Origin of the sequence: Dorea sp. MB18-49, from assembly GCF_023669465.1 — a bacterium.
GTDB classification, from domain to species: Bacteria; Bacillota; Clostridia; order Lachnospirales; family Lachnospiraceae; genus Dorea_A; species Dorea_A longicatena.
On the sequence record NZ_JAMOYX010000012.1, the window covers coordinates 21772 to 33639 of the forward strand.

At 42.5% G+C, this 11868-nt stretch carries 14 protein-coding genes; 2 read left to right on the top strand and 12 right to left on the bottom strand.

Annotated elements, in window-relative coordinates; genetic code table 11:
- Positions 1 to 18: 18 nt before the first annotated feature.
- Positions 19 to 714 carry a TVP38/TMEM64 family protein gene (locus tag NCY30_RS05500; RefSeq protein WP_022415880.1) on the bottom strand — a complete coding sequence of 232 codons (696 nt, stop codon included), beginning with the start codon at positions 712 to 714 and terminating at the stop codon, positions 19 to 21.
- A 224-nt stretch (positions 715 to 938) separates the two neighbouring features.
- The gene (locus NCY30_RS05505) at positions 939 to 3689 is read right to left on the bottom strand and encodes a translation factor GTPase family protein (protein ID WP_022415881.1); all 2751 of its coding nucleotides are present in this window, start codon (positions 3687 to 3689) and stop codon (positions 939 to 941) included.
- A 208-nt stretch (positions 3690 to 3897) separates the two neighbouring features.
- Here NCY30_RS05505 and NCY30_RS05510 point away from each other — a divergent pair, with 208 nt between their 5' ends.
- Both NCY30_RS05510 and NCY30_RS05515 read left to right on the top strand, forming a co-directional pair.
- On the top strand, positions 3898 to 4761 hold the full coding sequence (locus NCY30_RS05510; protein WP_161158927.1) for a phosphoribosylaminoimidazolesuccinocarboxamide synthase: 864 nt from the start codon (positions 3898 to 3900) through the stop codon (positions 4759 to 4761).
- A gap of 233 nt (positions 4762 to 4994) precedes the next feature.
- Positions 4995 to 5735: a DUF6198 family protein gene (locus NCY30_RS05515; protein WP_130096229.1), complete on the top strand. Its 741-nt coding sequence runs from the start codon at positions 4995 to 4997 to the stop codon at positions 5733 to 5735.
- 24 nt (positions 5736 to 5759) lie between these two features.
- Here NCY30_RS05515 and spoVAE read toward each other — a convergent pair whose 3' ends face one another.
- The 10 genes from spoVAE to NCY30_RS05565 all read right to left on the bottom strand — a co-directional run bounded on the left by spoVAE (position 5760) and on the right by NCY30_RS05565 (position 11858).
- Complete coding sequence (gene spoVAE / locus NCY30_RS05520) at positions 5760 to 6116, bottom strand: stage V sporulation protein AE (RefSeq protein ID WP_006428246.1); 357 nt, start codon at positions 6114 to 6116, stop codon at positions 5760 to 5762.
- A gap of 12 nt (positions 6117 to 6128) precedes the next feature.
- Complete coding sequence (locus NCY30_RS05525; protein WP_022415884.1) at positions 6129 to 7133, bottom strand: stage V sporulation protein AD; 1005 nt, start codon at positions 7131 to 7133, stop codon at positions 6129 to 6131.
- A gap of 48 nt (positions 7134 to 7181) precedes the next feature.
- On the bottom strand, positions 7182 to 7640 hold the full coding sequence (locus NCY30_RS05530) for a SpoVA/SpoVAEb family sporulation membrane protein (RefSeq protein WP_022415885.1): 459 nt from the start codon (positions 7638 to 7640) through the stop codon (positions 7182 to 7184).
- A 3-nt stretch (positions 7641 to 7643) separates the two neighbouring features.
- Positions 7644 to 8060 carry a stage V sporulation protein AB gene (locus NCY30_RS05535; RefSeq protein ID WP_130096230.1) on the bottom strand — a complete coding sequence of 139 codons (417 nt, stop codon included), beginning with the start codon at positions 8058 to 8060 and terminating at the stop codon, positions 7644 to 7646.
- Entirely contained in the window at positions 8020 to 8694 is a 675-nt protein-coding gene (locus NCY30_RS05540; protein WP_130096231.1) for a stage V sporulation protein AA, read from the bottom strand. The genes NCY30_RS05535 and NCY30_RS05540 overlap by 41 nt, the downstream gene beginning before the upstream one ends.
- Positions 8695 to 8699: 5 nt before the next feature.
- Positions 8700 to 8885 (bottom strand): hypothetical protein, encoded by a 186-nt coding sequence (locus tag NCY30_RS05545; protein ID WP_130096232.1) that lies wholly within the window; start codon positions 8883 to 8885, stop codon positions 8700 to 8702.
- 65 nt (positions 8886 to 8950) lie between these two features.
- Positions 8951 to 9664, bottom strand: coding sequence for a SigF/SigG family RNA polymerase sporulation sigma factor (locus NCY30_RS05550; RefSeq protein WP_022415888.1), 714 nt, complete (start codon positions 9662 to 9664; stop codon positions 8951 to 8953).
- Positions 9643 to 10098, bottom strand: coding sequence for an anti-sigma F factor (gene spoIIAB, locus NCY30_RS05555; protein ID WP_006428239.1), 456 nt, complete (start codon positions 10096 to 10098; stop codon positions 9643 to 9645). Before spoIIAB ends, NCY30_RS05550 begins: the two co-directional genes overlap by 22 nt.
- Positions 10099 to 10410 carry an anti-sigma F factor antagonist gene (gene spoIIAA / locus NCY30_RS05560; protein ID WP_022415889.1) on the bottom strand — a complete coding sequence of 104 codons (312 nt, stop codon included), beginning with the start codon at positions 10408 to 10410 and terminating at the stop codon, positions 10099 to 10101. It lies immediately after the preceding gene.
- Positions 10411 to 10493: 83 nt separating this feature from the next.
- Positions 10494 to 11858: a tetratricopeptide repeat protein gene (locus tag NCY30_RS05565; protein WP_006428237.1), complete on the bottom strand. Its 1365-nt coding sequence runs from the start codon at positions 11856 to 11858 to the stop codon at positions 10494 to 10496.
- Positions 11859 to 11868 lie beyond the last annotated feature (10 nt).

Consider the following 11868-nt stretch of genomic DNA (forward strand, 5'->3'; position numbering starts at 1 on the left):
CTTTTTCCTCCCTTTTTTTTATTTTCCGGACTGTCTGTCCATATATATCTTTCTCAGCATAAAAATTAATGCCGAAAGAGAAAACAAAATCAATAATGCTGTTACAAGAAGTTTCGCTCCGCCAGTCAGCATACCGCCCACATAAGAATAGACGATGGTTGCCGGTAACTGTCCGATTCCCGTAGCAACAAAGAATGAAACAAATGACATCGAAGTAAGACCTGCCGCATAACTAACAATGTCAAATGATACAAACGGAAGAAGACGACAGATTAAAATCGTATTCTTTCCATAACGTTCAAAAAATGTATCAATTTGTTCAAGACCTGTTTTACTTGTTAATTTTTCCGCCACGTCACGTCCTAATATTTTTGCAATATAAAAGCATATGGCTGCTCCCGCCATTGCACTGCTCCATGAAAGAATCGCACCTTTCCACCATCCAAACAGGCTGGCATTGGCAAATGTAATTAAAAATGCCGGAAGAGGTGCTGCGATTGACTGAAAAATCATCAACAAGAAAGACATCAGTGCCGCATATACCCCATATGACGCAACAAAATCTCTTACAACTGTAAAGTCTCCGCTTGCAAACATCTTAAATATCCGGTTCATTGTCTTATGTATCCCCGGTACCCATAAATATGCAGCAATGCATACCAGTAAAACTATGATCAAGATTCCCTTTTTTATCCAATCATTTTTCTTTTTCATATATTCCCCCTTCATTCATGACTTGCATGCTATCATTAAATATTATTTTACCAATAAATAATCTATCTGTCTAATTGTGTTTATTGATATGTTTTCATCATTTATATATTATTTCTATATATGCATACTTTCATCAAGTCCCTGCTTTTACCGGATAACAATACAAAGCACACAGAAAAATCGGATCTTTAAGATTTTTCTATATGCTTATTTTTTACTTATCCTTATTCAGTTTCTTTTCCAAGCCTGATTTTTTCCATTTTCTTCACAAATTCCTCATCCGCATGGTCAAACAGATAGTTCCTGTCACTGACCCGTTGTTTTTCATTATCTTCTTCAATCAATTTCTTTGTATATTCAATCTCTTCTAAGAAATCTCTGGAAGAAATACGGGTTCCACCCTGCCCCATCGTGATTACCTGCTCTACCCCATCGGAAGTCACGACCGTCACATGATACTTTCTTCCGATATGATGAACGACCTTTTCAATGTACTGATCGGCAGTTTCGGCTTCTTTGGTATATACGACATGGATATTATGATACTTCTGGATCTCCAGTGCATAGCCTTCTACCTTGTATGCGTCAAATACCAGAATCAGGACACATTTCTTATACCCCTGATAATTACACAGGATATCCATCAGTTTATCTCTGGCAGCCTCGATGCTGACTTTTGCCAGTTCTTTCAGCTCTTGCCATGCAAAAATAACATTGTATCCGTCAACCAGCAGGTATTCCTGCATAGCCTCTTCTTTTTTGCGCTGTTTTTTTGCATACTCACTTTCGTAAGTTTTTGGTGTCAGTCCACCTTTTCTTTCTACTTTTCCATATGTGCGGATAAAGATTTCTTCCAGTTCTTTTTCTGCTGCTTTAGAATAGACTCCCGGTGTTCTGGCCGCTCTCGGTACCTGTCTTGCTGCCTGCTCTGACTGCCTCTTTGCTTCTTCTAATGCCTGTTCTTTTTCAAGCTGATTCTCCAAATGCATGTACTCTGGCACTTGATTCCATGGAACGTTAAATCCTGCACCATGGGAACAGAAGACGGATCCTGTCGGATTCTCGATATCGCGCTCCGGATCATAACCAATCTCTTCGATCACTGCCTCTGCGTTCCGGCAAGGTTCATAGCCGCGGAACGTACAGGTCAGATGTCCCTGTCCTCTTGTATAAGAATTCACTTCCATCTGATAATCCCGCATACCTGTAACCGGTGCATATCCCTCGATCGTCGTCATCTCTCCTTCTGTCTGCGGTGTACCGGTCTCCCCATTCATCCGCTGAATATCTGTAAGTGCCCGTCCGATCATTCCCGATGGAATTTCCAGCTGAAAATCATAATACGGTTCCAGCAGCATACTTTCGGCCTGCATCAGTCCTTGGCGCACCGCACGGTAGGTTGCCTGCCGGAAATCCCCGCCTTCGGTATGTTTCAGATGTGCCCGTCCTGCCGTCAGTGTGATCTTCATATCCGTGATCACAGAACCTGTCAGCACACCCCTGTGTTCTTTTTCCAGAAGATGGGTAAGGATCAGACGCTGCCAGTTCTTGTCTAACATATCCTCACTACAATCCGTTCCGATCACAATACCGCTGCCTCTTTCTCCCGGTTCCATCTTCAGATGTACTTCCGCATAATGCCGGAGCGGTTCGAAATGCCCCACACCTTCCACTGTATTCTGGATGGTCTCTTTATATACGATATTTCCCGTATCGAATTCCACATCTACACCAAACCTGTCTTTGATCAGACTTTTTAATATCTCGATCTGGACTGCTCCCATAAGTTTTGCATGAATCTCTCCCAGTTCTTCATTCCATACGATCTTAAGCATTGGGTCCTCTTCTTCGAGTATACGTAAATTTCCGAGCATTTTGTGGACGTCACACCCCTCCGGGAGTTCGATCTTGTAGCTTAAGACAGGCTCCAGTGCCGGTGCTTCGGAATCGCATTCTATGCCAAGGCCTTCACCTGGATAAGTATAATTCAATCCGGTTACTGCACATACCATGCCGCTTTTCGCTTCCTGTACCATCTCATATTTTTCACCGGAATAAATGCGGATCTGATTGACCTTTTCTTCCCAGCTGTTCATAACTGTCTCAGATCTATCTTGTGCAAGGTCGGATTCCTTCTTACTCTGCTGCTTTCCTGCTATTCCGGTCAATGTATCTTTTACCTTCAAAGTTCCGGATGTCACTTTCAGATACGTCAACCGGCTGCCAGCTGGATCTCTGGATATCTTGAAAACTTTCGCGCCAAAATTACTTGTATTAGTATCTGTGCTATTTATCTGTTCATTCTTTTCAACATAACCAGTCATCCCATCCATGAATTCCTGTACGCCTTCCATCTTCAGCGCCGAACCAAAATAACACGGATATGCTTTCCTGTTACCGATTATCTCAGCAATTGTATCCTCTTCTATTTTCTCCGACTCCAGATACTCTTCCATCGCTTTCTCATCACACATGGCAAGACTGTCATACGTTTCTTCCGTTATCTCCGAAAAATCGATACACCCTTCATCCAGTCTGTTCTGCAGATCTGCCAGTACCTTTGCCTTATCCGTTCCCACCTGATCCATCTTATTGATGAATATGAACGTCGGTATCTGATATCTTTTGAGCAGTCTCCAAAGCGTACGCGTGTGTCCCTGCACACCATCGGCACCATTGATCACCAGGATCGCATAATCCAGTACCTGTAAGGTACGTTCCATTTCTGCAGAGAAATCCACATGCCCCGGTGTATCCAGGAGCGTTATCCCCAGATTTCCCATCTTTAATTCTGCCTGCTTGGAAAAGATCGTGATTCCTCTTTCCCGTTCCAGCTCGTATGTATCTAAAAATGCATCTTTATGATCTACCCGTCCAAGTTTTCTGATCTGCCCACTTAAGTAAAGCATACATTCCGATAATGTTGTTTTCCCGGCATCTACGTGAGCCAGGATTCCAATTGTAATATGTTTCATAATTTCTTTCCTTATTATCTGTCGTTATCAGTCACTATTACCATTACTTATCAGTATTCTTTTTTACGATATTCTTATTATACATCATAATTTATATTTTGTACTTTTTTTCATAATTTTGCAATTTACTATTGTTTTTTCCTGAAAAATCTGTTTGACTATTAGTGAGGACATATTAAAAAAAATAATAAATAAGCGAGGTATTGTTATGAAACCAATAAAAGAAGGTAAAGTCCGTGAAATTTATGATAACGGAGACAGCCTGATTATGGTTGCCACTGATCGTATCAGTTGTTTTGACGTAATTCTTAAGAATATTGTTTCCAAGAAAGGAACTGTTCTGACGCAGATGTCTAAATTCTGGTTCGACCTGACAAAAGACATTCTTCCAAACCACATGATCTCTACTGATGTGAAAGATATGCCTGAATTCTTCCAGAAACCAGAATATGACGGTAACAGCATGATGTGCAAAAAGCTTGAGATGCTTCCAATCGAATGTATCGTACGTGGTTACATCACAGGAAGCGGATGGAAGAGTTATCAGGAAAATGGTACTGTATGCGGCATCAAGCTTCCGGAAGGATTAAAAGAATCGGATAAGCTTCCAGAGCCAATCTATACACCATCTACAAAAGCTGAGATCGGAGATCATGATGAAAATATTTCTTACGAGCAGAGCATTGCCCACCTTGAGAAATATTTCCCTGGCAAAGGCGAAGAATACGCAGCCAAACTTCGTGACTGTACAATCGCTCTCTATAAAAAATGTGCAGACTACGCATTGAGCCGTGGTATTATCATCGCCGATACAAAATTCGAATTCGGTCTTGATGAGAATGGTAACATGGTGATCGGTGATGAGATGCTTACACCTGACAGTTCTCGTTTCTGGCCAGTAGAAGGTTATGAACCGGGACATGGACAGCCATCATTCGACAAACAGTTTGCACGTGACTGGCTGACTTCTCACCCGGATAACGACTGGACTCTTCCGGATGACGTAGTTCAGAAAACAATCGACAAATATCTTCAGTGCTACAAGATGATCACAGGCGAAGAACTTGCTTAATTTTCCTGTATCCAGAGAATCAAACTCCTTGCGGTTCTCTCAGATATCTGATTAGGTAGCGATACATACTCCCGTCGGCAACTGTCTCATTGACAGTTTCTGACGGGAGTTTTATTATATTTACAGAACTTGCCATCGACAACGTCTCTTGTATATTTGGATATCTACAGGATCTGCCGATGACAGTTTTTACATTTTTATACAAAATTCTATAGAAAGAAGTGGCTTTATATATGCAAAAAACATATTTTTACCGTGGACTTTTCTATCTCATGGGACTTCTTATTCTCGCTCTGGGAATCACGCTGAACACAAAAACCGGCCTCGGTGTATCTCCTATCATCTCAGTGTCATTCAGTATCTCTACGATCTGGCATTTTAATTTTGGAAATACTACACTGGTTCTTTATGCTCTTTTTGTTGTCGTAGAGATGATCCTACATACGATCCGAAGTCTCCATGCCAGACAATCGGAAGGTCTTCCTCTGGAACACGCTAATCAGATGAACCTGAAACTGGTCCTTTTTATGGACATTTTACAATTCCCGCTAAGCCTGATTTTCACCCGGTTCCTGAATATATTTTCCGGTATGATCCCTGATCTTTGGACAACTTATCCGGATTCTTTTGCCGGAAGTTTTCCCGGAAGGATCCTCTTTCTGATCATTGCCATCATTCTGACAGGCGTCGGTGCCGCCATGTCTTTGAACATGCGTATCATCCCCAATCCCGGAGATGGAATTGTTCAGGCAATCTCCGATTTCATCCACAAAAGCGTAGGATTTACCAAAAATTGTTTCGACCTTTTTAATATCTGTCTGACAATCTCTGTTGGTCTTATCTTTGCGCATCACCTGGTAGGCATCGGAATCGGAACGGTCCTTGCCGTGATCGGGGTCGGACGTGCTATCGCCGCATTTAATCATTTCTTCAAACAGCCGATGGCAGTACTTTCCGGTATGAACGAATCTTAATGATCTCTTAATCCGGGTTCACAGCTATTTCTTCATCTTTGGCTCAAAGATCAGGGACGCCAGATAGCCAAAGATGAGAGCCGCTGATATACCTACTGCACTGGCTTTAAATCCTCCCATAAAGATTCCGATAAATCCTTCTTTTTCTACGGCTTCTTTTACACCTTTCCACAGGAGATTTCCAAACCCCAGTAACGGTACACTGGCTCCTGCTCCGGCAAAATCCTGAATAACCGGATATATCTTAAATGCTCCCAGTACAGAACCGCTGCAGACCAGAAGCACCATGATTCTTCCGGGCATCAGCTTCGTCCTGTCCAGCAGTATCTGCGTCAGAGCACAGATCAGTCCCCCTACCCAGAATGCATTGATATAATCCATAATCTTTTCCTCCTAGCAATGTTCTAAGACAATTCCATGTGCGATCCCCGGTACACTGGCTCCTTCATTATAACTGACGGTTGACATAAGCGCTCCCGTCGGTACAAAGAGTACACGTTTCCACTCTCCTCTTGATATCTTTGGCAGGATATAAGCGGATAATGTTGCGGCCGCACAACCACAGCCACTTCCTCCGGCATGTGTATCCTGCAGATTCTGATCAAAGATTGTCATTCCGCAATCCATATGATTTATCTTGATATCATGTTCTTTTCCCCTCATAAGGTCGAATAAAATACTCTGCCCCACATAGCCAAGATCTCCGGTAATGATCCTGTCGTAATCTGTTTCTTTTCTTTCAAAATCCTCCAGATTCTGAATGATCGTATCACATGCGGCCGGAGCCATACATGCTCCCATATTCTGTGAGTCTTTCAGACCGTAATCCACAATTTTTCCTACTGTCACCCCGGTTATCCTCACATGACTTCTATTTTTCCCCACGATAAATGCTCCGCTTCCGGTCACTGTCCAGTGTGCCGATAATGGTCTCTGATTCGCATATCCGAGAGGAAAACGGAATTCTTTCTCAGCACTTCCGAAATGACTGGATGTTACCGCCAGCATCCGTTCTCCATATCCCGCAGCTACACTCATCGAAGCCAGGGCAAGTGCTTCTCCGGAAGTCGAACATGCTCCATATAATCCGAACATCGGGATCTGAAGTGTCTCTACTCCCATTGAAGTTGCCACTCCCTGCCTTAACAGATCTCCACCGAACAGATAACGGATACTCTCCGGTGCCAAATGTGCTTTACCAAGAGCCAGAAGACATGCTTCCTTCTGCATGGTGCTTTCTGCTTCTTCCCAGGTATTCTCCCCGAAAAGATCTTCCTCTGCCACCATATCGAACATACCGCCCAAAGGTCCTTCTCCTTCTTTTTTCCCAACAACCGAAGCACTCTCTTCAAGGTACGGAGATACCTCAAAGGCTATACTTTGCTTTCCCTTTATCATTCATCTTATCCTTTCCCGACATATTTACATATCTGAGATCCTCTGCCGTCATAATACTCCGACAATTCTTAACAGCCAGTAGAACAGTCCCAGAACCCAGCTTGTAAAGATTCCATACAGAATCACCGGACCTGCAATCGTAAATATCTTACAGCCGATTCCCATAACCTGTCCTTCTTTTTTGTATTCGATCGCCGGTGCTGCCACCGAATTGGCAAATCCGGTGATCGGAACCAGCGCTCCGGCTCCGCCCCATTTTGCAATCCTTGGATAGACATTGAATCCCGTCAGTACTACACTCAGAAATACCAGAAGCATAGAACACCAGCCGCCACTTATATCTTTATCTAATCCTGCCTTCTCACAGATATTCAAAATCCCCTGTCCCAGCACGCAGATTGCGCCTCCTGTTACGAATGCTTTTGTCATATTAGCAGGCAGATTATGCACCGGTGTTTTTTGCTTTACATAATTTTCATAAGCCTGCTGCTGTCTTTTTTTATCCATTTTTTACCACCTTTTCCAAAAAAACAGTAATGCTCCTAATCCTTTTCCAAAAGCGATTCCTATAATAATCGCTCCAATCCCTCTCACAAGCCGGATTCTCCTGATGAAGATCGGGAAGAGATCCAGCATCTCAGTAAGAGCCATCGCCCAGCATCCTACAAAGATTCCACCGAAAAGTCCCGCCAGCGGAACCAGCCAGCTTCCGTATGGTATCGTGGGATGATAGACAGAGATGATTGCTCCGATACTGCCGCCCACTGCAATGGCATCTTCATAGAGCATAACATGCTCACCTGTATGTGTCCTGTCCGCAAAATCCGACACCACCCCCAGTCCGATAATAAAAGAAAATAAACCTCCGGCCGCCGTAATTCCGGCACTAAGTCCCAGAATTGCCAGTAATATGTTTTTCATCCACATCCAATTCTTTCTCCTTTCTGGAGTACGTTTCCACAAGCGTCGTCTGTATATCATTTTCATACAGTCGCATCTCTACCTCCATTGGTGTCGGATCTACCGACAGCCGTTTTTTACCGAAATGATTAAAGAATGTCAGAATTCCGATGATAATACCAATACAATACATAAATTCCAGAATCGTAAATCCATTCGACTTTGTTCCGGTCAGAAGTTCGTATATCTGTCCGAACATTTTTGTCACGCCTACATCATTATTGAATGCCATTGTTGAAAATGCCGCTCCGAAAAAACTGATCAGCACCACCATGACAATCTTCGCCACGTGAATAGCTCCGCCTTTCCCATCCTGTTCTTCATATGTCACGATGAAATCCGTCTCCCCGATATTTTCCACAGAAGCCTCCGGATAGATTTCATGGATCTTCTGTATCACTTTTAAGACCGACATGACCACTCGTCTTTCCCTTTTATTATCCGGGTGATGAAATGTCAGAAGATGCGTACTTCTGATTCTAGCCAGCATTACAGGATTGGCGCATTCAATCTTCAATACATCTCCAAGCGTTACCGACTTTTTTGCGACCTCTATATTCCGGTCTGCTTTTATATATATATCATCAGAATTCGCGGCCATCTTCTTCACCTCCTGTTTATCTCATCATTTTTTGCAGTTATTTCCATTCTTTTTATCAGTGTTCCTTCATTGACTCCGTGATTGCCTCTTACATCATGGAAGTAATAAATCAGCCCGATGATCACTGCCAATGTCACAACAAAGATCAGGCACATCCTGATCTTTCTTCTGGCATCCTCCATCTTACTCACCCTTTCCATCCAAGTTTCATGAGTTAGTATGGCTGATTTTCCAGAATATATTCATGATGTGCCTGTCAGATACGTTCTCTTAGATTTTTTAATATTTTCTTTTCCATTCTGGAAACCTGAACCTGGGAAATTCCCATTTCCTTTCCTACCTGAGTCTGTGTCTTTTCGGCAAAATATCGCAGATAGATCAGTTTTCTTTCTTCTTTATCCAGACTTGTCAGAAGCTCTTTTAACAGCAGATGATCCAGTACTCTTTCTTCCGCACCGTCCTCCTTTCCTACTTTTTCCATCAGTGAAATCTCCTGTCCTTCTTTTTTGTATACCGGCCGGTGTAGTGATTCTACATCCGTACATGCATCCATCGCCATCGTAAGTTCTTCCGGTGACACATCAAGATACTCTGCAAGTTCTGTGACCGACGGCTCCCTTCCAAGCTTTCTTCCGAGTACTTCCTGGGCCTGATATCCTTTATAAGACAGTTCTTTTAACGACCGGCTTACCTTTATCATCCCATCATCTCTTAAGAAGCGCTTGATTTCTCCACTGATCATCGGAACAGCATAAGTTGAGAATTTCACTTCATAACTCAGATCAAACTTGTCGATTGCTTTCAGTAATCCAATCGTTCCGATCTGAAACAGATCTTCCAGCTCTGTTCCCCTTCCCGTAAATCTTCTTACAATACACCAGACCAGTCCTGTATTTTCCTCCACAATCTGAGCTCTTGCTTCTTCATCCCCTTCGTGAGACTTCTGAATTAAAGCGATTGTGTGGTCCATACCTTTCGTCCTTTTCCAATTGTTTTCTGCATTTTCACAATAGTTCCTTTTCCCGGCTTTGAACTTACTTCTACCTGATCCATGAAAGCTTCCATAAAAGAAAATCCCATCCCGGACCGGTCAAGCTCCGGTCTTGTAGTAAATAACGGTTCCATCGCCTTCTTTACATCTTCCATTCCTTTTCCATGATCTTCTATCTCGATATACAAAGTATCCCCGCATGTCTTACAACGAAGCGTGATCTTCTCTATCCGGCTTTCGTATCCGTGGATGATCGCATTGGTTACAGCCTCTGATACCGCAGTCTTTACATCTGCTACTTCCTCCACTGTCGGATTCAGCGATGTCATAAATGCAGCAACCGCCACTCTTGCAAATGCTTCATTGGATGAATAACTGTCAAAAATAATCGTCATTTCATTGGTATTTTCCATTTATTTCTCCTCCTCATAAATCTGCATAATCTTTGTTACTCCTGACATCATAAGAATCTTCCTGATCCTCTCGCTTGTATGTACCGCACACACTTCACCGCCCAGCATATAGATCTTTCTGTAACGACCCATGATCACTCCGATTCCGGAACTGTCACAGAATTTTGTATCCGCAAAATCAAAGATCACATAACGTATGTGATTGTGTTCAATCAGATGATCTGATTCTTTTCGTATCTCTTCTGCATTATGATGATCCAGCTCCCCCGGTAAAAATATAGTAAGACAATTTTCCTGTACCTGATATTTCATGTTATATACTCCCCTTACATACTTAAGTATAAAAGAAAAGGACATACACTTTACCGTGTATATCCTTTTCTTTCGTACATTTTCTAATTATTATTGTCTTTGGTCTTTTTGGCATTTTGTACATCAAGAGCATTCTGTGCCTCTGTTGCTGCCTCTGTCCCGTTATATTTTTCGATGATCTTCTGATAATACGTATTCGCCTTATCCTGCTTACCCTGTTTTTCATAGGACTGTGCAAGAAGAAGCATAGCCGCACCATCCTGATATCCTTCGTCCATCTGTACGACTTGCTCCAGATTCGTCACTGCCGTATCATAATTTGCCACCTGATAATTCTTCTGTGATGTTACATACAGACTCTCACAGACTCTTGGATATATCTTTCCTGTCAGTGTATCATACTCTTCTTTTCCAGATGCTCCAAGTGTCTCTGAATTAATCTTCAGAAGTTCCTCTGCCAGTGCCGAATTACTCATATCTCCGGTTGAATAATGAGATATAACGGTCATCAGTGATTCATAGCTTGTCTTTGTGATCTCTGCTGTCTGCTGCTGATTCTCTGCTTCTTTACTGCTGCTCCGGTAATTATCCAGCTCTTTTTTCAGTGCACTGATCTGTGATTTCTGAGTTGCGATCTGATCACTGAACTTAACGGTCTGCTTATTCAGCTTACTCTGTCTTGATGCAGACACAGCCGGCATGATTAAGAATCCCATAACTGCCACACCTACAATAACACCGATTGCAATATTAACCATTGTATGCAGGCCGACATTATCTTTTAATCCTGAAGCAACCGGTTGAATGATCGTCTCATTTCCGATATTATAAGTAACTGTCTGTCTGCCCTTTTTCTTCTTTCCGGTATCTTTATCGTCTATCAGGCGGATGTTTCTTGACTTCCGTACCTGATTCAACTCATGCATGTAACGCATCGTGATATCGTCGGTCTTATCCAGTTTGTGAGCGATCCGGATATTCTTTCTCGCTTCTGCATACTGTTCTTCCATAATGTAAAGGAGCGCCAGAAGCTGGTATGCTTTCACATACGTCGGATGCATCTCGATTGCTTTCTTAAGCTGCATAACCGCCAGATCTTCACATCTCTGATAACAGTAATCCAAAGCCTGATTATATCTTTTTATAGCCTGATTGATTCTGTCCAGATCATCTCTTTTTTCTTTTACTTTCTGGATATAATAATTCGCAATATTCTCCTTAGGCTGAAGATTCTTGCTTAAGACCCATTCTGCCAGCGCTTCTACCACATCGCCTCGTCCATAATAAACAAGTCCCAGAAGATTTCTTGACGCAATATTATCTCTGTTATATTGTAAACTCTTCTTAAGCGATGTAATGGCACCGGTCAGATCCCGGATATTCGCTTTGTTAAGTCCGTCATTATACCAGTAATTCGACTGATACGCCAGTTTTGTTGTGTAATCCATATACTTCCCT